20 protein-coding genes and 1 pseudogene are annotated in these 25,280 nt (G+C 72.4%); 12 read left to right on the forward strand and 9 right to left on the reverse strand.

Features of this window, described 5'->3' with window-relative positions; translation table 11 throughout:
• Positions 1–56: 56 nt before the first annotated feature.
• Positions 57–1,610 carry a ricin-type beta-trefoil lectin domain protein gene (locus AMK24_RS02180; RefSeq protein WP_073764362.1) on the reverse strand — a complete coding sequence of 518 codons (1,554 nt, stop codon included), beginning with the start codon at positions 1,608–1,610 and terminating at the stop codon, positions 57–59.
• Positions 1,611–1,749: 139 nt separating this feature from the next.
• Here AMK24_RS02180 and AMK24_RS02185 point away from each other — a divergent pair, with 139 nt between their 5' ends.
• The 3 genes from AMK24_RS02185 (at position 1,750) to AMK24_RS02195 (ending at position 6,274) form a co-directional block, all read left to right on the forward strand.
• The gene (locus AMK24_RS02185; protein WP_073764364.1) at positions 1,750–3,165 is read left to right on the forward strand and encodes a class II fumarate hydratase; all 1,416 of its coding nucleotides are present in this window, start codon (positions 1,750–1,752) and stop codon (positions 3,163–3,165) included.
• Between the two features lie 125 nt (positions 3,166–3,290).
• Complete coding sequence (gene fomD, locus AMK24_RS02190; RefSeq protein WP_073764366.1) at positions 3,291–3,977, forward strand: cytidylyl-2-hydroxypropylphosphonate hydrolase; 687 nt, start codon at positions 3,291–3,293, stop codon at positions 3,975–3,977.
• 383 nt (positions 3,978–4,360) lie between these two features.
• On the forward strand, positions 4,361–6,274 hold the full coding sequence (locus AMK24_RS02195; RefSeq protein ID WP_073764368.1) for a SpoIIE family protein phosphatase: 1,914 nt from the start codon (positions 4,361–4,363) through the stop codon (positions 6,272–6,274).
• A gap of 69 nt (positions 6,275–6,343) precedes the next feature.
• On the opposite strand, the gene AMK24_RS02200 is transcribed toward AMK24_RS02195, so the two are convergent.
• Positions 6,344–8,578 (reverse strand): transglycosylase domain-containing protein, encoded by a 2,235-nt coding sequence (locus AMK24_RS02200; protein ID WP_073764370.1) that lies wholly within the window; start codon positions 8,576–8,578, stop codon positions 6,344–6,346.
• Positions 8,579–8,818: 240 nt separating this feature from the next.
• On the opposite strand from AMK24_RS02200, the gene AMK24_RS02205 reads away from it, so the two are divergent.
• From AMK24_RS02205 to AMK24_RS02225, 5 genes are all read left to right on the forward strand, one after another.
• A complete protein-coding gene (locus AMK24_RS02205) occupies positions 8,819–9,790 on the forward strand; it encodes an SPFH domain-containing protein (RefSeq protein ID WP_073764371.1) in 972 nt (323 codons plus the stop codon).
• Complete coding sequence (locus AMK24_RS02210; RefSeq protein WP_073764373.1) at positions 9,787–10,128, forward strand: hypothetical protein; 342 nt, start codon at positions 9,787–9,789, stop codon at positions 10,126–10,128. The genes AMK24_RS02205 and AMK24_RS02210 overlap by 4 nt, the downstream gene beginning before the upstream one ends.
• A gap of 99 nt (positions 10,129–10,227) precedes the next feature.
• Positions 10,228–10,752, forward strand: coding sequence for a PadR family transcriptional regulator (locus AMK24_RS02215; protein WP_073764375.1), 525 nt, complete (start codon positions 10,228–10,230; stop codon positions 10,750–10,752).
• Positions 10,749–11,435: an ABC transporter ATP-binding protein gene (locus AMK24_RS02220; protein WP_073764377.1), complete on the forward strand. Its 687-nt coding sequence runs from the start codon at positions 10,749–10,751 to the stop codon at positions 11,433–11,435. Before AMK24_RS02215 ends, AMK24_RS02220 begins: the two co-directional genes overlap by 4 nt.
• Positions 11,432–13,831 carry an ABC transporter permease gene (locus AMK24_RS02225; protein ID WP_073764379.1) on the forward strand — a complete coding sequence of 800 codons (2,400 nt, stop codon included), beginning with the start codon at positions 11,432–11,434 and terminating at the stop codon, positions 13,829–13,831. The genes AMK24_RS02220 and AMK24_RS02225 overlap by 4 nt, the downstream gene beginning before the upstream one ends.
• A 149-nt stretch (positions 13,832–13,980) precedes the next feature.
• Here the strand turns inward: AMK24_RS02225 and AMK24_RS02230 are convergent, their stop codons facing one another.
• Entirely contained in the window at positions 13,981–14,955 is a 975-nt protein-coding gene (locus AMK24_RS02230; RefSeq protein WP_073764381.1) for a hydrogen peroxide-inducible genes activator, read from the reverse strand.
• Between the two features lie 133 nt (positions 14,956–15,088).
• Here AMK24_RS02230 and AMK24_RS02235 point away from each other — a divergent pair, with 133 nt between their 5' ends.
• Positions 15,089–15,643: a peroxiredoxin gene (locus AMK24_RS02235; protein WP_003966619.1), complete on the forward strand. Its 555-nt coding sequence runs from the start codon at positions 15,089–15,091 to the stop codon at positions 15,641–15,643.
• Between the two features lie 12 nt (positions 15,644–15,655).
• A complete protein-coding gene (locus AMK24_RS02240; RefSeq protein ID WP_073764382.1) occupies positions 15,656–16,192 on the forward strand; it encodes an alkyl hydroperoxide reductase in 537 nt (178 codons plus the stop codon).
• 92 nt (positions 16,193–16,284) lie between these two features.
• Here the strand turns inward: AMK24_RS02240 and AMK24_RS02245 are convergent, their stop codons facing one another.
• The 4 genes from AMK24_RS02245 to AMK24_RS02260 all read right to left on the reverse strand — a co-directional run bounded on the left by AMK24_RS02245 (position 16,285) and on the right by AMK24_RS02260 (position 21,464).
• Positions 16,285–17,697, reverse strand: coding sequence for an AI-2E family transporter (locus AMK24_RS02245; protein WP_073764413.1), 1,413 nt, complete (start codon positions 17,695–17,697; stop codon positions 16,285–16,287).
• A 189-nt stretch (positions 17,698–17,886) separates the two neighbouring features.
• On the reverse strand, positions 17,887–18,600 hold the full coding sequence (locus AMK24_RS02250) for a transglycosylase SLT domain-containing protein (protein ID WP_073764415.1): 714 nt from the start codon (positions 18,598–18,600) through the stop codon (positions 17,887–17,889).
• A 389-nt stretch (positions 18,601–18,989) separates the two neighbouring features.
• Positions 18,990–20,312 carry a PhoH family protein gene (locus AMK24_RS02255; RefSeq protein WP_073764417.1) on the reverse strand — a complete coding sequence of 441 codons (1,323 nt, stop codon included), beginning with the start codon at positions 20,310–20,312 and terminating at the stop codon, positions 18,990–18,992.
• A 390-nt stretch (positions 20,313–20,702) separates the two neighbouring features.
• Positions 20,703–21,464: an isoprenyl transferase gene (locus AMK24_RS02260; protein WP_073764419.1), complete on the reverse strand. Its 762-nt coding sequence runs from the start codon at positions 21,462–21,464 to the stop codon at positions 20,703–20,705.
• A 260-nt stretch (positions 21,465–21,724) separates the two neighbouring features.
• Here AMK24_RS02260 and mgrA point away from each other — a divergent pair, with 260 nt between their 5' ends.
• On the forward strand, positions 21,725–22,774 hold the full coding sequence (mgrA, locus tag AMK24_RS02265; protein ID WP_073764421.1) for an L-glyceraldehyde 3-phosphate reductase: 1,050 nt from the start codon (positions 21,725–21,727) through the stop codon (positions 22,772–22,774).
• A 360-nt stretch (positions 22,775–23,134) separates the two neighbouring features.
• Positions 23,135–23,518, forward strand: a pseudogene (locus AMK24_RS02270) (DNA glycosylase AlkZ-like family protein); the annotation flags it as partial.
• A 171-nt stretch (positions 23,519–23,689) separates the two neighbouring features.
• Here AMK24_RS02270 and AMK24_RS02275 read toward each other — a convergent pair.
• Complete coding sequence (locus tag AMK24_RS02275) at positions 23,690–24,136, reverse strand: hypothetical protein (protein WP_073764423.1); 447 nt, start codon at positions 24,134–24,136, stop codon at positions 23,690–23,692.
• A gap of 142 nt (positions 24,137–24,278) precedes the next feature.
• Positions 24,279–25,121 carry a class I SAM-dependent methyltransferase gene (locus AMK24_RS02280; protein WP_073764425.1) on the reverse strand — a complete coding sequence of 281 codons (843 nt, stop codon included), beginning with the start codon at positions 25,119–25,121 and terminating at the stop codon, positions 24,279–24,281.
• Between the last annotated feature and the right edge of the window lie 159 nt (positions 25,122–25,280).

Genomic DNA, 25,280 nt, shown 5'->3' on the forward strand with positions numbered 1-25,280 from the left:
AGAGGGCGCGGCGCGGGGGCGGCCGTACCCTCACGGCCGCCCCCGCGCCCCTGCGGTTACGCGAAGCGCTGCTTCGCGCCGCCGTCGCACGCCTGGAGCCTGAGCGGGTCCTTCGCCCCCGCCAGCGTCAGGCACAGGCCGGTCGCGGCGGCCGGGCGGAGCGTGCCCGCCTGCCGGACGAACTTCTGGTTGGCCGCGCCCGAGCAGTCCCAGAGCACGAGCGTGGCGCCGGCGGTGTACTTCGCGCCGGGCACGTCGAGGCAGCGGTCGTGGCTGAGCGCGGTGCGGGCGGTCTGCGTGCCGCTGTCGTACCACCAGTTCTGGTTGCGCCCGCCGTGGCAGTCCCAGCCGCCGACCGCGGTGCCGTTACGGGTGACCGAGGCGGGCACGTCCAGGCAGCTGCCGGTGCCCTCGTTCTTCAGCGGGGTGAACACGTCGTCCCAGGCCGCCCGGGTCAGGACCGGGTTCCCCGTGCTCGCCGGGTCGGCGCAGCTCGCCTCGCGCAGCCCGGAGCCGTACATCTGGGTGAGGCAGGAGGCGAAGGCCCGGTGTCCGGCCGCGTTGGGGTGGAAGGACTGCCGGACCGAGTTCTCGTCGGGCAGGCCGGGCTTGCTCAGGTCGATGTAGAGGCCGCGGGCCCAGGGGCTCTCGCTGCACACCTCGTGGCCGTGGAAGAGCCGGGAGTTGTCGAGGTAGGCGGCCCCGGTGCTCGCGGCCGCCTTGCGCATGCCGGCCTGGAAGGCGGGTACGGCGGTGTTGCGGCCCCAGACGGTGTCGGAGTCGTAGCCGAGTCCGCCGCAGACCAGTTTGCCGGGGAACTTGGGGTTGTCGTGGAAGTCGGGGCCGATGGGGCTCGGGTAGCCCATCAGGACGAGCTTGTAGTCGTCGTTCGCGTACCCGGCGCCCGTCATGACGGTGCGCAGGTCGCGGACGGTCTGTTCGACCTTGGGCACCAGCGCGTCCACGCGGGCCTGCCAGCCGCCGGCGTACTTGGGCTCGCAGGGGCCCTGGAGGCTGATGTAGCGCACCACGCAGTCGGTCATGACGGGCCCGAACTGGAGGTCGTCGTTGGCCCCGGCGACCAGCACGATCATCTTGATCCGGGTGTTGCGGGCCTTGATCGCGAGGCTGTCGCTCTGCACGAGTTCGTCGGCGTACTGCTTGTTTCCGCCGATTTTGATGTTCCCGGTATAGGCCCCGGAGCAGGAGACGTTGTACGTGACGTCCGCCGCGATGCCCGTGCGGTGGATGGCGGCCTCCGGCGAGCGGTGGCACCAGTTGTCCGGCCCGTTGGTGCCGGGGTCGTAGGCGCCGACGCCCTCGCCGGAGATCTCGCTGTCGCCGAGCGAGATCAGTCCGGTCTTGCGGTCGCCGAGCGGCCGTTCGGCGGGGCTCCCGTACAGCTGGGTGGCCTCCGCCGCCCGGACGGCTTCCAGTGCGGGCGGGAGAGGGGTGGATGCGATAGAGCTGGTACCCGACTCCGTCGCGCCCGCGGGTCCGGCGGCGGTCATACCGCCGACGGCGGCCGCGAGAGCGACGGCGGCGACGATCGTACGGCGGAGCCCGCGAGGGCTTCGGTTCCCTCGAACTCTGGTGCTGGTACGCCTCATTGCGCCTCCCGGTAAGTGGTTACCCCCGGTATTTACTGGGCGGTAGGCCGCTTGGGAATACATAGAACAAGACATGTGCTCATCTTTTTCAGGAGGTTTGAACACCATGGTCGACAGGTCAGTCCCCACATCGGCCGATATGCCGGGCGACGCGTCCGAGGGCTCCGAGGGCGGCGGGTTCCGGATCGAACACGATTCGATGGGCGAGGTGCGGGTCCCCGCGGACGCCAAGTGGCGGGCCCAGACCCAGCGGGCGGTGGAGAACTTCCCCGTCTCCGGGCAGCGCCTGGAGCGGGCGCACATCGAGGCGCTGGCCCGGATCAAGGGCGCGGCCGCCAAGGTCAACGCCGAGCTGAAGGTGCTGGATCCGGAGATCGCCGCCGCGATCCAGGAGGCGGCGGAGGAGGTCGCGGCGGGCCGGTGGGACGACCACTTCCCGGTGGACGTGTTCCAGACCGGGTCCGGCACCTCCTCGAACATGAACGCCAACGAGGTGGTCGCCACCCTCGCCACCGAGCGCCTGGGCCGCGAGGTCCACCCCAACGACCATGTGAACGCCTCCCAGTCCTCCAACGACGTCTTCCCGTCCTCCATCCACATCGCGGCCACCGCCGCCGTCACCGCCGACCTGATCCCGGCGCTCGATCGTCTGGCCGATTCCCTGGGGCGGAAATCGGCCGAATTCGCGGAGGTCGTGAAATCCGGCCGTACGCACCTCATGGACGCCACCCCGGTCACCCTCGGCCAGGAGTTCGGCGGTTACGCGGCGCAGGTCCGCCACGGCGTGGAGCGGCTGCGCGCCTCCCTGCCCCGACTGGCCGAACTTCCCCTGGGCGGTACCGCGGTGGGCACCGGCATCAACACGCCGCCCGGCTTCTCCGCCGCCGTGATCGCGGAGGTCGCGCGGACCACCGGGCTGCCGCTCACCGAGGCCCGCGACCACTTCGAGGCGCAGGGCGCGCGGGACGGGCTGGTGGAGACGTCGGGCCAGCTCAGGACCATCGCCGTCTCGCTGACGAAGATCTGCAACGATCTGCGGTGGATGGCGTCCGGGCCGCGCACCGGTCTCGCGGAGATCGCGCTGCCCGACCTCCAGCCCGGCTCGTCGATCATGCCCGGCAAGGTCAACCCGGTGATCCCCGAGGCGGTCCTGATGGTCGCGGCCCAGGTCACCGGCAACGACGCGACGGTGGCCGCGGCGGGTGCCGCGGGCAACTTCGAGCTGAACGTGATGCTCCCGGTCATGGCGAAGAACCTGCTGGAGTCCGTACGGCTGCTCGCCAACGCCTCCCGCCTGCTGGCGGACCGCACGGTCGACGGGATCACCGCCGACGCCGAACGGGCCCGCGCCTACGCCGAGTCCTCGCCGTCCGTGGTGACCCCGCTCAACAAGTACATCGGCTACGAGGAGGCGGCGAAGGTCGCCAAGAAGTCCCTCGGGGACGGGACGACGATCCGCGAGACGGTCCTGGCCATGGGCTACGTGGAGCGCGGCGACCTGACGGCGGAGCAGCTCGACGAGGCGCTGGACGTGCTGCGGATGACCCGGCCGTGAGCCTCCGGCCCGGGGCCCCGGACCGGCGTGCGGGGGCGCGGACCGGCCTGTCCGGGGCCCCGGGCCGCGCCCCCGGGTGACCTGAGTCGCAGCGGGACGGCGGGGGCGCTCCGTAAGATCTCTCCATGACAGGTACGGAAGAGCGCGCACGCTGGGCGCCGGGGGACCAGATCCTCTGGCGCTACCGCGACAACGGCCGGGCCCGCCGGGGCGCCGGGGCCGCGCCCGTGCACATCTGCCGTCCGGTGACCGTCGTCCAGGACACCGACGACCTGCTCGCCGTCTGGATGGCGCCCGGCACCGAGTGCGTACGGCCGGTGCTGGCGGACGGCACCCAGGTGCACGCCGAGCCGCTGGCCACCCGCTACACCGCGCCGCGCACCACGGCCCGCTCGACCTGGTTCGGCTCCGGGGTGCTGAAGCTGGCCCGGCCCGAGGACCCGTGGTCGGTGTGGCTGTTCTGGGACCGCGGCTGGATGTTCCGCAACTGGTACGTGAACCTGGAGGAGCCCCGCGTCCGGTGGGCCGGAGGAGTGGATTCCGAGGATCACTTTCTCGACATCTCCGTGAACCCCGACCGGAGCTGGAAATGGCTGGACGAGGACGAGTTCGCGCAGGCGCAGCAGGTTGGCCTGATGGACCGGAGGACCGCCCGGAGGGTCCGGCAGGCGGGCCTGGCGGCGGTCGAGGTGATCACCGGCTGGGGGTCGCCGTTCCGGGACGGCTGGGAGCACTGGCGGCCCGATCCGGGGTGGCAGGTGCCGCGGCTGCCGGATGACTGGGACCGCACCCCTGCCCGTATGCCGTCGTGAGACCCTGGAAGAACCCTTCGGGCACTCCGGTCGGCAGGCCCGGACGCACGGAGGGCCGACAGCCGCGACCAGCGGCCGCCGCACCGGAACTGATCACACGTCACCACACCGGTCGTGCGGAGGTGCGGGCCACCGGCCCGTACGTTCCGCGCGGACGCGGGACCACCACGAGGGGGTGGAGCCATGCACGCTGTCCGCTGCCCGCTCACCGCGCCCTCCGTCGGAGGGACCGCCCGCCGGCCGACTCCGCGGCGTTCGGTTTCGGCCCCTTCCCCGGGGACATCCGGTGACAGCCGTTGTTCTTCCCGCGCCTGCCGGGGCACAGTAGCGCCCCACGAGGCGACTGCCTCATACAACCGGCCCGGACGGACGGAATCCCACGCGTGACGGAGCATCCCACCTCCCACGAAGGCCGGCAGCCGCTCGCTGCCCGGCAGCAGGAGCGCACCCGGCCCCGGCAGCAGGACGCCGCGGCTGCCGCCGCCGCTGCCGCGGTACCCGCTCCGGCCGCCGCACCGGGCCCGGCGCCCGGAGCGCCCGCCGTCGCCGACGCGCAGGCGGCCACCCGCCGCGAGGGCGACCGGCTGCGCTTCGTCGGGGCGGCGACCCGGCGGATCGCCCGGGGCATCGACCTCGACGAGATCGTCCTCGGCCTGTGCCGGGCCAGCGTGCCGACCTTCTCCGACGCGATCCTCGTCTACCTGCGCGATCCGCTCCCGGTGGGCGACGAGCGCCCGGTGAGCCCCTTCGTGCTGCGGCTGCGCCGCAGCGACCGGCTGCGCGTCAGCGACGAGGAGGGCGCCGAGGCGGTCGGCTCCGAGACCGAGCGGCTGCGCCCGCTGATCCTCGACCCGCAGGCCGATCTGATGCCCGCCGCCGAACTGTGCGAGGTGCGGGCGGACGGGGCGCTGGCCGAGGTGCTGCGCGGGGTGCGGCCGGTCTTCGGCGACTCGGCGGCGGCGCGGGCCGCCCTGCCGGAGCTGCTGGGCCCCGGCCGGTCCGTTCCCACCGGGCACCGGGCGATCCTGGCCCCGCTGCGCGGGCGGCGCCGGGTCATCGGGGCGGCGGTCTTCGTGCGCGGCACCGAACGGCCCCCGTTCGAGGCCAGCGACCTGCTGGTCGCCGCCCAGTTGGCGACGCACACCGCGCTCGGCATCGACAAGGCCGTGCTGTACGGGCGCGAGGCGTACATCGCCGACGAGTTGCAGCGCACGATGCTGCCCGACTCGCTCCCCCAGCCCACCGGCGTGCGCCTCGCCTCGCGCTACCTCCCGGCGGCCGAGACGGCCCGGGTCGGCGGTGACTGGTACGACGCGATCCCGCTGCCCGGCAGCCGGGTGGCGCTGGTCGTCGGCGACGTGATGGGCCATTCGATGACCTCGGCGGCGATCATGGGGCAGCTCCGTACGACGGCGCAGACCCTCGCCCAGCTCGATCTGCCGCCGCAGGAGGTGCTGCACCACCTGGACGAGCAGGCGCAGCGGCTCGGCAGCGACCGCATGGCGACCTGCCTGTACGCGGTGTACGACCCGGTGGCGCACCGGATCACCGTCGCCAACGCCGGACACCCGCCGCCCGTGCTGCTGCACCTGGGCGGACGGGCCGAGGTGCTGCGGGTGCCGGCGGGCGCCCCGATCGGGGTGGGCGGCGTCGACTTCGAGGCGGTCGATTTGGACGCGCCCGCCGGAGCGACGCTGCTGCTGTACACCGACGGACTGGTGGAGTCGCGGCTGCGGGACGTGTGGACGGGCATCGAGCAGCTGCGGGAGCGCCTGGCGACGACCGCCCGGCTCACCGGCCCGGACCACTCGCCGCCGCTGGAAGCGCTCTGCGACGACGTGCTGGACATGCTCGGGCCCGGCGACCGCGACGACGACATCGCGCTGCTCGCCGCCCGTTTCGACGGGATCGCGCCGAGCGACGTGGCGTACTGGTCCCTGGAGCCGGAGGACGCCGCCCCGGGCCGGGCGCGCCGACTGGCCCGGCGGGCCCTGGGCCGGTGGGGGCTGGACGACTTGTCCGACGAGGTGGAGCTGCTGGTCAGCGAGGTGGTCACCAACGCCGTGCGCTATGCGGAGCGGCCGGTGACGCTGCGGCTGCTGCGGACGGACGTGCTGCGCTGCGAGGTCGGGGACGACTCCCCGCAACTGCCCCGGCAGCGCAAGGCGCGGGAGACGGACGAGGGCGGGCGCGGCCTGTTCCTGGTCAACCGGCTGGCCCGGCGGTGGGGCGCGACGCGGCTCTCGACGGGCAAGGTCGTCTGGTTCGAGATGGCGGCGCGGGCGGCGGCGCCGTAAGGAACGCGGTACGGCGGAGGGGGCGGGCCCGTTGTCGCGGGCCCGCCCCCTCCGTCCGTCCTCACGGCCTCACTGCGGGGCCGCTCCGTTGCCCTCGGGCCGCTCGCCCGGCTGGCCGTCGCCGTCCCCGGGCTGCGGCGGCAGCGAAGGGACGGTGGGCGGCGTGAAGGTCGGCGGGGTGGTGGTGGGCGGCGGGGCGGGCGTGGTCGGGGTCTCGGTGGGCGTCTCGCTCGGCGTCTCGGACGGGGTGTCCGACGGGGTGGCCGGCTTCTCGGACTCGGTGGGCCGCTCGGAAGGGGCGTCGGACGGGGGCGGCGGGGCGGGAACCTCGCCGCGCTCCACGTCCTGGAGGTCGAACGTCCTGTCCGAGCCGCCGCCGAGGGCGCCGAGGGTGTAGTCGGCCCAGATCCGGGCGGGGAAGCCACCGCCGTTGGCGCGGCCGGAGTTGGCCGTACCGGTCAGGGAGACCTGCTTGCGACCGCCGTCGCCCTCGCCGAAGAGCGCCACGACCGTGGTCAGCTCCGGGGTGTACCCGGCGAACCAGGCGGACTTGTTGTCCTCGGAGGTGCCGGTCTTGCCCGCCGCGTCGTAGGCGGAAGTGTTGGCCTCGCGGCCGGAGCCCGCGTCGACGACCCCGGTGAGCGCCTTGGTGACGGTGTCGGCCGAGGCGCGGCTGATGGCCTGCTCCCGCTTGGGCTTCTGCGGCTTCACCGTGCGGTCGCGGTGCTCGGCGGACCGGAGGATGTGCGGGGTGACCTTCCGGCCGTGGTTGTCGAGCGTGGCGTAGGCGCCGGCCATGTCCCAGGTCGAGGCGTTCATGGTGCCGAGGCTGACGGCGGGGCGCTCGGGGAAGTTCTTGTCCGGTACGCCGAGGGCGAGCGCGGTCGCCTTGGCCTTGGCCGGCGACACGTCCACGATCATCTGGGCGAAGACGGAGTTGACCGAGCTGTTCATCGCCTGCTGGACGGAGATTCGACCGTAGCTGCGGTCGTCCTCGTTCTGCGGGGAGAACGGGGTGTCGCTGCCGACGACGGGCCGCTTGCTGGTGCCGTCGTAGATCGTGTTGAGCCCGATCAGGCTGCCGTCCTGGGTCGTCGAATCGTTCTCCAGGGCGGAGGCGAGCACCAGCGGCTTGAAGGTGGAGGCGGGCTGGTAGTCCTGGCGGGTCGCGTTGCTGATGTAGTGCTTGACGTAGTCCTCGCCGCCGTACAGCGCGACGACCTCGCCGGTCCTGGGGTCGACGGAGGTGGCGCCGGCCTGGACGGTGGCGTCGACCTTGTCGCCCTCCCGGTCGAGCTTGGACTCCAGCTGGTCGTGCACCGACTTCTCCAGCGCCTTCTGGCGCTTCTTGTCGACGGTGAGCGTGAAGGTCCAGCCGCCGGCCAGGCGGTCCTCCTCGGTGACGCCCTGCTTCTCCAGCTCCTTGTTGGCGGCCTCGACGAGGTAGCCGGCCTGGCCCTCCATGCCCGGGGCGGGCTTGGGCTTCTGCGGGACGGGGAATTCGAGGCCGGCCTTCTCGGACTCGGTCAGCCACTTCATCTCGACCATGTTGCGCAGGGTGTAGGCCCAGCGCTCCTTGACCAGCTTCTTCCCCGTGGGGCTCGCGGAGTTCCAGTCGTACTGGCTGGGCGCCTGGAGGAGGGAGGCGAGGTAGGCGCCCTGCGCGACGTCCAGCTCCTCGGCGTCCACGCCGTAGTACGCCTGGGCGGCGGCCTGGACGCCGCTCGCGCCGCGTCCGTAGTAGGCGGTGTTGATGTACCCGGCGAGGATCTGGTCCTTGGACTGCTTCTGGTCCACCTTGAGGGAGATCACCACCTCCTTGAGCTTGCGGCTCACGGTGGGGTCCTGCGTCAGGTAGTAGTTCTTCACGTACTGCTGGGTGATGGTCGAGCCGCCCTGCTTGCCCTTGCCGCTGAGGGTGTTGAAGAGAGCGCGGGTGGTGCCCTTCAGGTCGACGCCCTGGTCCTTGTAGAAGGTCTTGTTCTCGGCGGCGACGAAGGCGTGCTGGACCTTCTTCGGCACCTGGTCCAGGTCGATGATCTGGCGGTTGACGCCCTTGCCGGTCCGGGCCAGGACCGTGCCGTCGCTGTACTTGTAGACGTTGCTCTGCCGTTCCGCCGTGGCGTTGGCGGCGGGGACGTCGACGTACAGGTAGAGCGCGCCGAAGGCGCCCATGCCCAGCAGGACGATCCCGAAGAACGCGCCCAGCAGCTTCTTCCACGTGAAGAGTCCGCGTATGCCGCCGCTCTTCCGGTCCCCGCGCGGTTCCCGCGCCGGGGCTCGTCGCGCATCCGCTCGGCCCATTGGTGTGTTGCTCCCGCTTCTCTGCTCGACCGGCTCGCTCGGTTCCGTCAGTTGGCTCAGACCTGCCAGCTAACACCCACGACGGGGACGAAAGACGAGCGATCCCGCCTTTTGCCGACGTGAGAATCAGCACCCGCTTTCTCAGGAACCGACTCCTCAGGGGTGGACAAGGTTGCGAGATCCGATAATGTGAAATCACATTGCTAGCGCGGTGCGATACCGCGAGGAACGGGGGATCCCATGACCGCCCACCACGACGACCACCGCCCCGACGCAGCGGCGGCGGATCTCGAGATCGACGCCCCCGACATGCCCGCGCCGCAGGTCAGGGAGGTCACCGCGCACTCCATACCGGGCGGCCTGGGACTGCTCCTGACCGTGCTCGGCGTCTTCGCCGGGGTCGCCCTCGCCATCGTCGGCGGGGTGGTCGGGGCGAACGGCAGCAACGCGGTCGGCGTCCCGCTCCTCGTCCTCGGCGTGCTCCTCGTACTCACCTCGTTCTTCTGCATGAGCGGCGTGAAGATGGTCGCTCCGGGCGAGGCCCGGGTGATCCAGCTCTTCGGGCGGTACGTCGGAACGATCCGCGCCGACGGGCTGCGCTGGGTCAACCCGCTGACCTCCAGCCGCAAGATCTCCACCCGGGTCCGCAACCACGAGACCGCCGTCCTCAAGGTCAACGACGCCTACGGCAACCCGATCGAGCTGGCCGCGATCGTCGTGTGGAAGGTCGAGGACACCGCCCAGGCGCTCTTCGAGGTCGACGACTTCCTGGAGTTCGTCGCCACCCAGACCGAGTCGGCCGTCCGGCACATCGCCATCGAGTACCCGTACGACGCCCACGACGAGGACGGCCTCTCGCTGCGCGGCAACGCCGAGGAGATCACCGAGAAGCTGGCCGCCGAGCTGACCGCCCGGGTGCAGGCCGCGGGCGTCCGGATCATCGAGTCGCGCTTCAGCCACCTCGCGTACGCCCCGGAGATCGCCTCCGCCATGCTCCAGCGCCAGCAGGCCGGGGCGGTCGTCGCGGCCCGCCGGCAGATCGTCGAGGGCGCGGTGGGCATGGTCGAGATGGCCCTGGACCGGATCGCCGACCGGGACATCGTGGAGCTGGACTCCGAGCGGAAGGCCGCCATGGTCAGCAATCTGATGGTGGTGCTGTGCGGTGATCGCGGCGCCCAGCCGGTCCTCAACACGGGCACCCTCTACCAGTGACCGACCAGACGCCCCCCCGGCGGGCGCCGGCGCCCCGGCCGCAGCAGCGCAAGCAGACGCTGCTGCGGCTGGACCCGGCCGTGCACGACGCGCTCGCCCGCTGGGCCTCCGACGAGCTGCGCAGCACCAACGCGCAGATCGAGTTCCTGCTGCGCCGGGCGCTCGCCGAGGCGGGCCGGCTGCCGACGGCCGTGCGGCCGATCGCCCGGCGGGGGCGACCGCCCAAGCAGGCGCCCGAGGAGCCAGGGCCTCCCCGGCAGGGGCCCGAGGAGCAGGCGCCCGAGGAGCAGGGGCCGTCGGCGCCGGAGCCCGGGCCCGGCGGCTCCGCCGCCCCGTGACGCCTGCCTCCCCGACCCGAACCCGGCCCGTTTTATGGCCCGGGGTCCCTTTCGGACGCGTATACACGGCAGGTATACACGCCGTGTACAGTGCTCCTCATGTCTATCGGTCACACCCTCCTCGGGCTTCTGGAGTCCGGCCCCCGCCACGGTTACGACCTGAAGCGGACCTTCGACGAGAAGTTCGGCCAGGACCGTCCGCTGCACTACGGCCAGGTCTACTCGACGATGTCCCGGCTCCTGAAGAACGGTCTCGTCGAGGTCGACGGCGTCGAGAGCGAAGGAGGCCCGGAGCGCAAGCGGTACGCCATCACCGACGCCGGGATCACCGATGTCTCGCAGTGGCTGGCCCAGCCCGAGAAGCCCGAGCCCTACCTCCAGTCGACGCTGTACACCAAGGTCGTCCTCGCGCTGCTCACCGACCGCAGCGCCGCCGACCTGCTGGACACCCAGCGCTCGGCGCACCTGCGGATGATGCGGATCCTCACCGACCGCAAACGCACGGGCGACCTCGCCGACCAGCTGATCTGCGACCACGCCCTGTTCCACCTCGAAGCCGACCTGCGCTGGCTGGAACTGACCGCGGCCCGTCTCGACCAGCTCGCCAAGGTGGTGGCTCCGTGATTCCCGAAGGCTCCCTGCTCGCCGCGCACGACCTGCGCAAGACCTACGGCTCGACGCCCGCGCTGGACGGCGCGTCGTTCTCCGTGCACCCCGGTGAGGTCGTCGCCGTCATGGGCCCCTCCGGCTCGGGCAAGTCCACCCTGCTGCACTGCCTGGCCGGGATCGTCACGCCCGACTCCGGCACCATCACCTACGCGGGCCGCGAGCTGTCCGCGATGTCCGACGCCGAGCGCAGCGCCCTGCGCCGCAGCGACTTCGGCTTCGTCTTCCAGTTCGGCCAGCTCGTCCCGGAGCTGACCTGTGTGGAGAACGTCGCCCTGCCGCTCCGTCTCAACGGCGTGAAGCGCAAGGCCGCCGAGCGCACCGCCCTGGAGTGGATGGAGCGGCTGGAGGTCGAGGACCTCGGGGCCAAGCGCCCCGGCGAGGTCTCCGGGGGCCAGGGCCAGCGGGTCGCCGTGGCCCGCGCCCTGGCCGGTTCGCCGAAGGTGGTCTTCGCGGACGAGCCGACCGGCGCGCTGGACTCCCTCAACGGCGAGCGGGTGATGGAGCTGCTCACCGAGGCGGCCCGTTCCACCAACGCCGCCGTGGTCCTGGTGACCCACGAGGCCCGCGTCGCCGCCTACTCCGACCGTGACGTCACCGTGCGCGACGGCCGGGTCCGCGACCTGGAGCACTCCGCATGACCCTGCTCGACAAGCCCGGCACGGACCGGGCCGCGGCTCCCCCGCGCCCGACGCCGCCCTCGCGCGGCGCGGTGGTCCTCCGCGACCTCGGCCTCGGCGTCCGGTTCGCCGCCGGCGGCGGCCGCGAGGGCTGGGCCCGTACGCTGCTGACCGCCGTCGGCGTCGGCCTCGGCGTCGCCCTGCTGCTGCTCGCATCGTCCGTACCGCATCTGCTGGACGCCCGCAACGGCCGCGACCAGGCGCGCAAGGAGGCCCCGGCCTCCGCGTCGTCCGACGCGACCGCGAAGTCGGACCGCTCGGTGCTGCGGATCAACGCCGGCACCGACTACCGCGGCCAGACAGTCGGCGGCCATCTGATGCGCGCGGAGGGCGCCGACCCCGTCCTGCCGCCGGGCGTCGACCGCTTCCCCGCGGCGGACACGATGGTGGTCTCCCCCGCCCTGAAGGAGCTGCTGGCCTCCCCGGGCGGCGAGATTCTGCGCGAGCGGCTGCCCTACGAGATCACCGGCACGATCGGCGACGCCGGGCTGCGCTCCCCCGACGAACTCCTCTACTACGCGGGCAGCGACACCCTGACGACCGCCCGGGGCGCCCATCGCGTCACCGGGTACGGCGACATCGGCCCGGCCGACCCGCTGCCGCCGCTGCTCATCGTGCTCGTCGTGATGGTCTGCGTCGTCCTGCTGGTGCCGGTCGCGATCTTCATCGCCACCGCCGTCCGCTTCGGCGGCGACCGCCGCGACCGCCGGCTCGCCGCACTGCGCCTGGTGGGCGCCGACATCCGGACGGCCCGGCGGATCGCCGCCGGGGAGGCGATGTTCGGCGCGCTGCTCGGGCTGCTGATCGGCCTCGCGTTCTTCCTGGTGGGCCGGTTGTTCGTCGGCTCGGTGAAGGTCTGGGACGTCAGCGCGTTCCCCGCCGACGTGGTCCCCGACCCCTGGCTCGCCCTGCTCATCGTGGTGGCGGTGCCGCTGACCGCCGTCCTGGTCACCCTGGCGGCGATGCGCTCCGTGGCGATCGAGCCGCTCGGCGTCGTACGCCGGGGGCGGGAGCGCCGGCGCCGGCTGTGGTGGCGGCTGTCGGTGCCGGCGGCCGGTCTCGGGGTGCTCGGCTGGACGGGCCGGACGAACGGCTACGAGCCGATCAACCCGCTCACGATAGCCTCCGGCGCCGTCCTGGTGCTGGTCGGTCTCGCCCTGCTGCTGCCGTGGCTGGTCGAGGCGTGCGTGAACCGGCTGAGCGGCGGTCCGGTGCCCTGGCAGCTCGCCACCCGCCGGCTTCAGCTGAGCAGCGGGGCCGCGTCCCGCGCGGTCAGCGGGGTGACGGTCGCGGTGGCGGGGGCGATCGCCCTCCAGATGCTGTTCGCCGCGATGAACGCGGACTTCCACCGGGTGACCGGCGAGGACCCCTCGCGGGCCCAGTTCGCCGCGTACTCCGAGGACGTCACCGGCGACGCCGCCACCTCCGCCATCGAACGGTTCCGCGCCACCGAGGGCGTCGAGGTGGTGATCGGCTCGGTGGAGGCGTACGCCAGCAAGCCCGGCACGTACGCGGACGACGACGTCCCGCCCACCACCTCGCTGACCATCGGCACCTGCGCCACCCTGCGCGAACTGGCCCGGATCGACCGGTGCGAGGACGGCGACGCCTTCGTCGTGCACCCGCCGGACGACAAGGGCCAGGCGGGGTGGGTGGATCAGACCGCCCGCAAGGGCAAGACCGTCCTGATCGGCGAGGGCATGGAGGGGAAGCCGTTCCGGTGGACGCTCCCCGCCGACACCGAGACCGTGACCGGGCGCAAGGACCCGATGGGCGAGACCCACTTCGGGATCATGGCGACCACCGGCGCGCTGGACGCGGGCAAGCTGCCCGGCGCCACGATCGTCGCGCAGATCCGGGTCGACGAGAGCGTGCCGGACGTCGCGGAGCACGTACGCACCACGGCGTACCGGATCGACCCCGGGATGCGTTTCGCCGAGCTGAACCCGGTGGAGCGCGACCGTCAGTACGACAGCGTGCGCACCGGTCTCCAGGTCGGGGCGACCGTGGTGCTGCTGCTCATCGCCGCCTCGATGCTGGTCTCCCAGCTGGAGCAGTTGCGCGAGCGCAAGCGGCTGCTGTCCGTGCTGGTGGCCTTCGGCACCCGGCGCTCCACGCTCGGCTGGTCGGTGCTGTGGCAGACCGCCGTGCCGGTGGCGCTCGGCCTCGCGGTCGCGGTCGCCGGCGGCCTGGGCCTCGGGGCGACGCTCGCCTGGATGATCAGCAAGCCGGTGGCCGGCTGGTGGCTGTTCTGGCCGATGGTGGGCGCCGGGGGCGGGCTGATCGCGCTGGTGACCCTGGCGTCACTGCCGTCGCTGTGGCGCCTGATGCGGCCGGAGGGCCTGCGCACCGAGTGACGCCCGCCCGCTCCGGGTGCGGCCGGGGCCCCGGGGAAGGGGCCCCGGCCGCACGCGTGCGCGCGAGCCCCCGGCCCCGCGCATGGCCGCGGGGACCCGGGCGTAGGGGAGGACGGGGCGCCCCTGCCGCGCGGGGGCGGCGGACGTGCTCAGCCGTTCCCCGCCACCGGCCGGACCGGCAGCGGGCGCATCGCCTCGCGCAGGGCCGCCGCCAGCTCCTCGAACTCGCCGCTCCGCGCCGACCCGGTCCGCATCGCCAGGGCGACCCGCCGGCTGGGAGCCGGGTCCGCGAAGCGCCCGGTGGCCAGCGCCTCGTTGCGACCGGTCTCCACCGTCACCGCGGTGCGCGGCAGCAGCGTCACCCCGAGCCCGCCGGCGACCAGCTGGACCAGGGTGGAGAGCCCGGCGGCGGTCGTGGTGACCGGTGCGCCCTGGGTGCGGCCGGCCTCACGGCAGATGTCGAGGGCCTGGTCGCGCAGGCAGTGCCCCTCGTCCAGGAGGAGCAGCGGCAGCTCCCGCAGCGCGTCGCGCGGAATGTCCGAACGGCCGCCGAGCCGGTGGTCCTGCTCCATGACCAGCACGAAGTCCTCGTCGAACAGCGGGATCTCGGTGACGCCCGGCACCCCGAGCGGGACGGCGAGCAGCAGCAGGTCGAGCCGCCCCGCGGCGAGCCCCTCCAGCAGTGAGGAGGTCTGCTCCTCGTGGACCTGGAGGTCGAGGTCCGGATAGCGCTCGTGGACGAGGCGGAGCACGGTGGGCAGCAGGTAGGGGGCGACGGTCGGGATCACGCCGAGCCGGAGGACCCCGGTGAAGGGGGCCCGGACCGCCTCCGCCTCCTCCATCAGCGCGGCGACGGCGTCCAGCACCGCCCCGGCCCGGACCGCCAGCCGCTCCCCGGCGGCCGAGAGCAGCACCTTGCGCGTCGTGCGCTCGATGAGCTGGACACCCAGTGCCTCCTCCAGAGCGGACACCGCTCCGGAGAGTGCCGGCTGACTCATCCCGATTGCGGCCGCCGCGTCCCGGAAGTGCAGATGTTCCGCCACGGCGGTGAAGGCGCGCAGCTGCGACAGGCTGGGCTGCTTGCCGTGCTGCTTGGGGCGTATGCCGTGATTGCCCTGGCCCACTGATAGGCACCTCCGATCATCCGGGCCGAGTGTAGCTATTTCCGTGATCAATGCACTCTGTGCCAAGGTGGGAACCGTCCAACCCTCAGGAACGCCCTCAAAAAGGGAATTCCAGACGTTGCAAGGAGAGCGCGTGCTCACTGTCGGTGACAAGTTCCCCGAGTTCGACCTGACCGCTTGTGTCTCGCTGGAGAGCGGCAAGGAGTTCGAGCAGATCAACCACAAGACCTACGAGGGCAAGTGGAAGATCGTCTTCGCGTGGCCGAAGGACTTCACCTTCGTGTGCCCCACCGAGATCGCCGCCTTCGGCAAGCTGAACGAGGAGTTCGCCGACCGCGACGCGCAGATCCTCGGTTTCTCCGGTGACTCCGAGTTCGTGCACCACGCCTGGCGCAAGGACCACCCGGACCTGACCGACCTGCCCTTCCCGATGCTGGCCGACTCGAAGCACGAGCTCATGCGCGACCTGGGCATCGAGGGCGAGGACGGCTTCGCCCAGCGCGCCGTCTTCATCGTCGACCAGAACAACGAGATCCAGTTCACGATGGTGACCGCCGGTTCCGTGGGCCGTAACCCCAAGGAGGTCCTGCGGGTCCTCGACGCCCTGCAGACCGACGAGCTGTGCCCGTGCAACTGGACCAAGGGCGAGAACACCCTGGACCCGGTCGCGCTCCTCTCGGGCGAGTGAGCTGATACGGACATGGCACTCGACGAACTGAAGTCCGCCATACCGGACTTCGCCAAGGACCTGAAGCTGAACCTCGGTTCGGTCATCGGCAACAGCGACCTCCCCCAGCAGCAGCTGTGGGGGACCGTGCTGGCCTGCGCGATCGCCTCGCGTTCGCCGAAGGTGCTGCGCGAGCTGGAGCCCGAGGCGAAGGCCAACCTCTCCGCCGAGGCGTACAGCGCGGCGAAGTCGGCGGCCGCCGTCATGGCGATGAACAACGTGTTCTACCGGACCCGGCACCTGCTGTCGGACCCGGAGTACGGCACGCTCCGCGCGGGCCTGCGGATGAACGTCATCGGCAACCCGGGCGTGGAGAAGGTCGACTTCGAGCTGTGGTCGCTCGCCGTCTCCGCGATCAACGGCTGCGGCCAGTGCCTGGACTCCCACGAGCAGGTGCTCCGCAAGGCCGGCGTGGACCGCGAGACCATCCAGGAGGCCGTCAAGGTCGCTTCGGTGATCCAGGCGGTCGGTGTGACCCTCGACGCCGAGGCCGTACTCGCCGAGCAGTGACACCGCACCACCGCTGACGCACGCGAGAGCCCCGGGGACGACCGACCGTCCCCGGGGCTCTCGTGCGTACCCGCCCGATCCGTGCCGCGCGCCTACTCCTGCCGCGGCCGGTCCTCCGCCGGGTGCTCGCCCCCCGGGACGTCCGCGGCCTCCGCCGCCGGGGCAGGCGGTGAGGACGAGGGGGCGGATGGAGGCACGGGCGCGGGACCGGCGTGCGCCGGACTCATCGACAGGGCGGTGGCCCCGTGCTGTCCGCCGCGTTCGCCCGGTTCCCCGTACGAGCGCAGATAGCCGACCACCGTGTTGGTGACGGCGACCAGCGGTACGGCGACCACCGCGCCGCCGATGCCGGCGACCAGCCCGCCGGTCGCCACCGCGAGGACCACCGCGAGCGGATGGACCCGGACCGCCCGGCCGAGGATGAACGGCTGCAGGATGTGGCCCTCGATCTGCTGCACCGCCAGGACCACCACCAGCGCCCACAGCGCGGTCCACACGCCTTCGGTGACCAGGGCGACGACCACCGCGAGCGCCCCGGAGACCACCGCGCCGACCAGCGGGATGAAGGCGAACAGGAAGATGAAGACGGCCAGCGGCACCGCGAGCGGCACGTTGAGGACGTAGAGGCCGAGGCCGATGAAGACGGCGTCGATCAGGGCGACGAGCACCGTGCCGCGCACGTAGGCGGTCAGGGTGCGCCAGGCGCGCGGCCCGGCCCCGGCGACCCCCGGCCGGGCGGCGGCGGGCACCAGCTTCAGCGACCACTCCCAGATGCGCCGGCCGTCGTAGAGCAGGAACAGGGTGCAGAACATCGCCAGCAGCAGCCCGGTGAGGAACTCCATCATCACGGTGACGCCCTGGAGGCCGGCGGAGGTGATCTCCTCGGTGTTGGTGCCGATGGTGTCGCTGAGGTTCTTGGCGATGTCGTTGATCTGCGACTCGGTGACGTGGAAGGGGCTGTCCAGCGCCCAGCGCTTCAACTCGTCGATGCCGTCGCGGACGCGGTCGGAGAGCGTGTCCAGGTTGTCCATCACCTGCCACACCACGAACCAGCCGACCAGGCCGATGACGACGAACCCGAGGACGGCGGTCACGGCGGTGGCGAGCCCGTGCGGCAGCCCGACCCGTTTGAGCCGCACCACGGTCGGCTGGAGCATCGCGGTGACGAGCAGGGCCGCGGCGAAGGCCAGCACGACGAGCTGGACCGCGCTGATGACCCGCATCAGGACCCAGAGCGTCCCGGCGAGGACGAGGAGGCGCCACCCGGCCTCGGCGGCGACCCGCATCCCCCAGGGGAGCGCCGCCACCGGATCGGGCTTGGCCGCGACGGAGGGGGCGTAGGAGGGGGGCGCGGGCACCTGCCCGAGCGCTTCCTCCGGGAGGGCCCCCTTCACGGGGAAGGGCTCGTCGTCGGCGGCGGCCCGCGCGCGGCGTTCGTCCAGCCGTGCGCCCAGCTCCGTGAGTTCGGACCCGAAGCGGCCCAGCCAGCCCGGTAGTTTCGACATGCCTGTTTACCTTCCCCCATCTCCGCCGCTCAGCGCTCCGGGACGCGACGCGGCGCTTTTCGCGTCGCCCTCGCCCGTCCCCGGGCGCGCCAGGATGCGACGGTACACGCGCGAGGCCCCTCACCGTGCGGACGGTGAGGGGCCTCGGGAGGTTGAACAGGCGGGTCCGGAGACTTCGCCCGATCGTCGCTAGTACCAGTTGTTGGCCTGCCAGAAGGACCAGGCGCCGCACGGGGAGCCGTAACGGCCGTCCATGTAGCTGAGGCCCCACTTGATCTGGGTGGCCGGGTTGGTCTGCCAGTCGGCGCCGGCGGACGACATCTTGTGACCCGGGAGGGCCTGCATCAGTCCGTACGCCCCGGAGGACGGGTTGGTCGCGCGGTAGTTCCAGGTCGACTCGTGGTTCACGATGTTGCTGAAGCACTGGAACTGGTCGGCGGGGACCATCTGACGGGCCATCGCCTGGACCTCGGCGACGCTGTAGGAGCCCTTGGCCGAGAACGAGGACGCGTCGCGGACGGAAGAACGGCTGGCGCGCTCGGCGGCCTCCTTCTTCTCCTTCTCGGCCTTGCGCTCGGCCTCGAGGCGGTCCTGGGCGGCCTGCTTCTTGGACTTGGCGTCCTTGGCGGCCTGGATGCGGGCCGTCTCCTCGGCCGACTTCTTCGCGGCGGCGTCGGCGGCGGATGCCTGGGCATCGGCCTGCTGCATCAGCGAAGCGGTCTGGACCTGGGCCTGGTGGCCCGCGGGGATGTCTGCGAGCAGCGTGGTGTCGGCTGCGGCCGCCTCGAAGTTGTTGTCGTCGGCGGCGGGTGCGCCGCCTGCGGCAACGCCTACGACGGCGCCTACGGTGGTGACCGCGGTGGCGGATGCCACGGCGAACCCCCGGACCGAGATCCGGCTCACATGGTGTCCTTCCAGCATCGTCCGCTTAGGTGACCTCGCGGGCGCGTTCGTGCCCCTGGCACTGGCCTCCCTACTGCGTGGGTCACGGGAGGCACGGGCCCGGTGCGCAACCCCGGTGAAGGGGCTGCCGCGTGGTGCTCGCGGGCGGCATACGGACGTCTCGTGTGGAGTTGTGTGGTGCGTGGCGCCTCTGGAGGCGCCCAAGTGCCGTATGCGGGGCCTGACGGAAGCAAGACTCTGCCGGACGGGGACGCCGGGAGGCAATTCTGTGTTGCGTGGGAAAGGTCACACCTCGTTCGGCCCTCCGGTTTCGCGGAAATGACGGCGCAGCAGCATGCCGCCCGGCTAAGCTCCTTGGCTCGCCGGGCGGCATCAACGGGACATGCGGGTCAGATCTGGCCTTCCTCCAGCATTTCGGTCACCAGCGCGGCGATCTGCGAACGCTCCGACCGCGTGAGCGTGACGTGCGCGAACAGCGGATGGCCCTTCAGTTTCTCGACGACGGCGACGACTCCGTCGTACCGGCCGACCCGGAGGTTGTCCCGCTGGGCCACGTCGTGGGTGAGGACGACACGCGAATTCGCCCCGATCCGGGACAACACGGTCAGCAGGACGTTCCGTTCGAGCGACTGGGCCTCGTCGACGATCACGAACGCGTCGTGCAGCGACCGGCCGCGGATGTGGGTGAGCGGCAGGACCTCCAGCATCCCGCGCCCGAGCACCTCCTCGATGACCTCGCGCCCGGCGACCGCCGAGAGCGTGTCGAAGACCGCCTGCGCCCAGGGGCTCATCTTCTCGGCCTCGCTGCCGGGGAGGTAGCCGAGCTCCTGGCCGCCCACCGCGTACAGCGGGCGGAAGACCATCACCTTCTTGTGCTGCTGCCGCTCCAGCACCGCCTCCAGGCCCGCGCAGAGGGCCAGCGCCGACTTCCCGGTGCCCGCGCGTCCGCCCAGCGACACGATGCCCACGTCGCTGTCGAGGAGGAGGTCGAGCGCGATCCGCTGCTCCGCACTGCGCCCGTGGATGCCGAACGCCTCCCGGTCGCCGCGGACGAGCCGTACGTTGCCCTCGGCCGTCACCCGGCCGAGCGCCTTGCCGCGTTCGGACTGGAGGACCAGGCCGGTGTGGACGGGCAGCTCGGCGGCCTCGGGGACGTACAGCGTCTCCTCTCCGAACAGCAGGTCGATCTGTTCCCCGCCGAGGGTCAGTTCGCTCATGCCGGTCCAGCCGGAGTCCGTGATGGCCAGCTCCGCGCGGTACTCCTCGGCGAGGAGGCCGACGGAGGACGCCTTGATGCGGAGCGGCAGGTCCTTGGAGACGACCGTGACGTCGTACCCCTCGGCCTGGAGGTTGCGTGCGACCGCGAGGATCCGGGAGTCGTTGTCCCCCAGGCGGTAGCCGGCGGGCAGGACCCCGGGGTCGGAGTGGTTGAGCTCGACGCGGAGCGTTCCGCCCAGCTCCCCGAGCGGGATCGGGGCGTCCAGCCGCCCGTACCGGACCCGGAAGTCGTCCAGGAGGCGCAGGGCCTGCCGGGCGAAGTAGCCGAGTTCGGGATGGTGCCGTTTGGCCTCCAGTTCCGTGACCACCACGATCGGCAGCACGACTTCGTGCTCGTCGAAGCGGGACACGGCCCCGGGATCGGCGAGCAGGACGCTGGTGTCGAGAACATAGGTGCGCCGGTCGGACAGACGGCGCTTGCTGCTGGTCACCACGGAAGGACGTACCCCCTCGGACGAGGTCGGGGAGTGCGACGAACGGTCGCGGAACTCCCCGAAAGGAGAGGACGGGCCGGGATCGGGCGCCTGTGCACGGGCCGGCCCTCGGCCACCGAGCCGGCCGCGGACGGTCTGCGGTCCTTCGTGTGCAAAGGGCCTCCCGGGCGAGCGGGCTGGGTGCCGCTCACTTGGACGCGACATCCGCCTGGTTGATGACCGGACGTCGACCTGAGAGGGGTATTCCCTCTTCCGTCCGAAGCCATGCCGCCGCATATGACACGGCGTGGAGAAGTCCTGGTGGACGCGCGATGACCCCCGGCGGACGCGACGGCTCCCCCGGTACGGGGTACCGGGGGAGCCGTCGGTTCACGCGTGCGGCAGGGGCGCTCAGGCTCCGTAGCGGCGGTGGCGGGCGGAGTAGTCGCGCAGCGCCCGCAGGAAGTCGACCTTGCGGAAGGCCGGCCAGAAGACCTCGCAGAAGTAGTACTCGGAGTGGGCGCTCTGCCAGAGCATGAAGCCCGACAGCCGCTGTTCGCCGCTGGTGCGGATCACCAGGTCGGGGTCGGGCTGGCCCCGGGTGTAGAGGTGTTCGGAGATCAGGTCGGTCGACACGATCTCGGCCAGCTCCTCGAAGGTCGTGCCCTTCGACGAGTGCTCCAGGAGCAGCGAGCGCACCGCGTCCGCGATCTCCTGCCGGCCGCCGTAGCCGACCGCGACGTTGACGATTATCCCGTCGACGCCGGCCGTGGCCTCCTCCGCCTCCTTGAGGACCGTCTGCGTCTCCGCCGGGAGCAGGTCGAGCGTGCCCACGTGGTGGACGCGCCAGCGGCCGTCCGCGGCGAGGTTGCGCACGGTGTTCTCGATGATGCCGAGCAGCGGCTTCAGCTCGTGCTCGGGGCGGTCGAAGTTGTCGGTGGAGAGCATCCAGAGGGTGACGACCTCGACATCGGTCTCGTCGCACCAGCCGAGCAGCTCGGAGATCTTGTCCGCGCCGGCCTGGTGGCCCTGCACGGCCGACCCTCCGGACGCCTTCGCCCACCGCCGGTTGCCGTCGAGGATGACCCCGATGTGCTTGGGCACCTGATCGTGGTCCAGGCGGCCTTCCACCCGGCGCGCGTAGAGCCTGTACACCAGGTCGCGGAAGTTCACTGCGTTCACCCTCTCGGTTCCGTACGGGCCCGGGGCCCGCCCTCCCCGTCGCCGGGGGTCCGGGGGCCGTCCCCCGCAGGGGATCGCTGCGCGGTCTGCGCCACGCGGACACTCCCCCCGGCGGTCCGCGCCCCTTACCACTGGACACGGCCGCGCGGGCCTGCGCCGCACATCGGCATTCCCCGAAGCCGCCACATTACTGCGACCGGGTCACGGGGGCCCAACCCGGTCTGTCACAACTCCGTGATAAGGAGTGAAACGTGACTGATTACCTCTCCCCCGATCTGTACTACCGCGCCGCCGACACGCGCTACGACTCCATGGAGTACCGGCGCACCGGACGCAGCGGCCTCAAGCTCCCCGCCCTCTCGCTGGGGCTGTGGCACAACTTCGGCGACGACCGCACCCTGGAGTCCCAGCGGGCGATCCTGCGCCGCGCCTTCGACCTCGGCGTCACCCACTTCGACCTGGCCAACAACTACGGCCCGCCGCCCGGTTCGGCCGAGCTGAACTTCGGCAGGCTGTTCGCCCAGGACTTCACCCCCTACCGGGACGAACTGGTTATTTCGACCAAGGCCGGTTATCTGATGCACCCCGGCCCGTACGGCGAGTGGGGTTCGCGGAAGTACCTGCTGTCCTCGCTCGACGCCTCCCTGAAGCGGATGGGCCTCGACTACGTCGACATCTTCTACTCGCACCGCTTCGACCCGCACACCCCGCTGGAGGAGACGATGGGCGCCCTGGCGTCCGCGGTCCGGCAGGGCAAGGCGCTGTACGCGGGCGTCTCCTCGTACAACGCGGAGCAGACCGCCGAGGCCGCCCGGCTGCTCGACGAGATGGGCGTGCCGGCGCTGATCCACCAGCCGTCCTACTCCATGATCAACCGCTGGATCGAGGACGACGGGCTGCTGGACACCCTGGAGACGGCCGGGATGGGCTGCATCTCCTTCGTGCCGCTCGCCCAGGGGCTGCTCACGAACAAGTACCTGAACGGCATCCCGGAGGGGTCGCGCGCCACCCAGGGCAAGTCCCTCGACCCGGGGCTGCTCTCGGACGAGGTCGTCCGCCGGCTCAACGGGCTCGACGCCATCGCGCGCGGCCGGGGCCAGTCGCTGGCCCAGCTCGCCATCGCGTGGGTGCTGCGGGACAGCCGCATGACGTCGGCGCTGATCGGCGCGTCGAGCGTGCAGCAGCTGGAGGAGAACGTGGCGGCCCTCGCGGGCCCGCCGCTGACCGCCGAGGAGCTGCGGGAGATCGACGCGTTCGCGGTGGACACGGCGGGCGCCAACATCTGGGCGGGCCGCGGCTGACGCGCCCCGGGCCGCCGCCGAAGCGGTCCCGTGGAGAACGGGCCGGTCCGGGCCCACGGAGAACGGGCCGGTCCGGGCCCATGAAAAAACGGGCCGGTCCGTGGGGGGGGGGGATACGGACCGGCCCGAGGGGGGGTTTCCACCATAACCCTTCGTAAGTCCCGCCGCGTGCCGCGCCACTCCGCCACTACGCTCCGAAATCGCCGGATCGCGTTCCGAGCAGGCCGCACCCCTCGCCCGTCCCCCTCCGCTGCCCCGTTATCGGCATCCGTATCGAGGGGTCGCCGGATGCCGTCGCCTTGACGCCGCCGGGCCGAAAGAGGACAGAAGCCGACCTGAAGGGGCTCTGCGTTTCGCGGCATGACGAACCGATCCCGTGCGACCGCCGCCCCCGCCGCCCCTCGGATCACCACCGTGACCTGGGCCGGGGCGAACGCCCGGCGGCTCGCCCGGCAGCACCTCCTCCCCTCCGCCTCCCGCTCCTCCGCCGCGTCCCCGGCGGAGGCGGCGGCCGCGACGCTCGGGGCGCACGCCCAAGCGCTCTCGGCCGCCGCGCTGCCCGTGGGACCGCGCGGTGACGGATTGCCCCGCACGGACGTCCGTACGGCCCTGTGGACCGACCGGACCCGGGTCAAGACGTTCGGCCCGCGCGGCACGGTGCGCCTGCTGCCCGCCGCGGACCTGCCGCTGTGGTCCGGGGCCCTCTCCGCCCTCCCTGCGGGGGCGAGCCCCTTCCGCCGCGATCACGGAGGGAGGCGGCGGAACTGACGGTCGGGCCGGTGGGGGGCCGCACGCGTAGGGACCGGCCGCGGGGGGGGGCAGGCCGTACGGGCTGGGGCGTCCGGCCGTTCCGGGTCCGGGGTCGGGCGGGTCCGCGTTCGGGTGGGGGCGCGTCCGGGCGGGGACGGGCCCGGGTCAGGTTCGCGGGGTGAAGCGGATCGCCATCGTGTCCCCGGCGACCACCACGAAGTCCCCCTCCTCGCAGCGGATCACGGCCTGGAGCACCTCCCCCTCGGCGTCCCTCAGCTCCCGGGTGCCCACGACGGTCCACGCTCCCCCGTACGGCGCCGGCGGCAGCTGCGCGGGCGGGGCGTGCTGCCAACGGCTCGCCGGTACGCACCAGTCGGGCAGTCGCGGCCAGGAGCCCGGGGTGACGCGCAGCGTACGGTCAAAGGCGCAGGTCAGCAGGACGGACTGGCCGTCCGAGAGGACGAACTCGACGGCCTCCGGTTCCCCCGCCCTCCCCTCGGGCCGGTAGTACACCCCGAGGACGGCGGTGACCCTGGCCCCCGTGAGCCAGTCGGCCTTGCCGTGCCGGGCGCGCCCGGTGGTCACCGCGCACCCCTCCCGATCCACGGTCATGGCCGCCCCTTCCGTCGCTGTGCGCGCGTGAGCCGTTCCGATGGGTAGGACGGCTGCCCGCGCGATCCCGTTGCCTCCCGGACGCGGATGAACTGGCGTACGGGGCAAGCGGATTGGTCGGGAGGATGTCGTCCGGCCGCCGTCAGCCGGGCTTGCGGGCCTCGATCAGGAAGCGGGCGGTGCGGGCGGGGAACGGCCCTTCCTCCTCGATCTTCCGGTGCAGTGCTGCCAGGGGGCGCCGGTACCGCTCGACGGTGAAGCCGGGCACCATCCAGACCACCTTGCGCAGGAAGTAGACCACCGCGCCGATGTCGTGGAACTCGGTGCGCAGGGTCTCGGAGCGCAGGTCCACCACGTCGAGTCCGGCCGCCGTCGCGGCGGCCCGGGCGTCGTCGGGGTGCCGGGCGCGACGGACCTCGGGCGGCTGCGGGCCGAGGAAGTACTCGACGAGTTCGAAGACGCTGGCCGGACCGACCTGCTGGGAGAAGTACGTGCCACCGGGGGTGAGGACGCGTGCGATCTCCTCCCACCACGTGGTGACCGGATGACGGCTGACCACGAGGTCGAAGGCGGCGTCCCCGAAGGGCAGCGGCGGCTCGTCCTCGTCGGCGACGACGACCGCCCCGAGCGGGTGCAGCAGGGCGGTGGCGCGGGCCACGTTGGGCGGCCACGCCTCGGTCGCCACGGTGACCGGGGGAAGCTTCGGCGCGGAGGCCAGCACCTCGCCGCCCCCGGTCTGGAGGTCGAGCGCGGCGCGGGCCCGGCCGAGGCGGTCGGCCATCGCACGGGCGTACCCCCAGGAGGGGCGCTGCTCGGTGGCCCGGCCGTCGAGCCAGGAGAAGTCCCATCCGTCCACGGACACGGAGCCAGCCTCGGCGACGAGGGCCTCGAACCGGTCGCGGGAGGCGGCGGAGGCGAAGGAGAGGGAGTCCTCGGAGGCGGGGGGCGGGGTGGGACCGGAGGCGGGGGCGGATCGTTCGGGCATGGGGGAATCGTGTCAGGCGGGCCCGGTGGGCGCGAACGGATTCGGTGCGGGGCGGAGGGAGCCGGGGCCGGAGGGGGCGTGGGCGGAGGGGGCGTGGGCGGAGGGGGCCGGGGGCGGGCGTGGGGCGGGGGGCGCGGGGCGGACGAGGCCGAGGGGGCG

Source organism: Streptomyces sp. CB02366 (genome assembly GCF_001905905.1).
Lineage (GTDB): Bacteria > Actinomycetota > Actinomycetes > Streptomycetales > Streptomycetaceae > Streptomyces.

Coding starts and splice junctions, on each gene's coding strand:
- AMK24_RS02180 (WP_073764362.1), bottom strand. CDS start 1,610: ATGAGGCGTACCAGCACCAGAGTTCGAGGGAACCGAAGCCCTCGCGGG.
- AMK24_RS02185 (WP_073764364.1), top strand. CDS start 1,750: ATGCCGGGCGACGCGTCCGAGGGCTCCGAGGGCGGCGGGTTCCGGATC.
- fomD (WP_073764366.1), top strand. CDS start 3,291: ATGACAGGTACGGAAGAGCGCGCACGCTGGGCGCCGGGGGACCAGATC.
- AMK24_RS02200 (WP_073764370.1), bottom strand. CDS start 8,578: ATGGGCCGAGCGGATGCGCGACGAGCCCCGGCGCGGGAACCGCGCGGG.
- AMK24_RS02205 (WP_073764371.1), top strand. CDS start 8,819: ATGACCGCCCACCACGACGACCACCGCCCCGACGCAGCGGCGGCGGAT.
- AMK24_RS02215 (WP_073764375.1), top strand. CDS start 10,228: ATGTCTATCGGTCACACCCTCCTCGGGCTTCTGGAGTCCGGCCCCCGC.
- AMK24_RS02225 (WP_073764379.1), top strand. CDS start 11,432: ATGACCCTGCTCGACAAGCCCGGCACGGACCGGGCCGCGGCTCCCCCG.
- AMK24_RS02240 (WP_073764382.1), top strand. CDS start 15,656: ATGGCACTCGACGAACTGAAGTCCGCCATACCGGACTTCGCCAAGGAC.
- AMK24_RS02245 (WP_073764413.1), bottom strand. CDS start 17,697: ATGTCGAAACTACCGGGCTGGCTGGGCCGCTTCGGGTCCGAACTCACG.
- AMK24_RS02275 (WP_073764423.1), bottom strand. CDS start 24,136: ATGACCGTGGATCGGGAGGGGTGCGCGGTGACCACCGGGCGCGCCCGG.
- AMK24_RS02280 (WP_073764425.1), bottom strand. CDS start 25,121: ATGCCCGAACGATCCGCCCCCGCCTCCGGTCCCACCCCGCCCCCCGCC.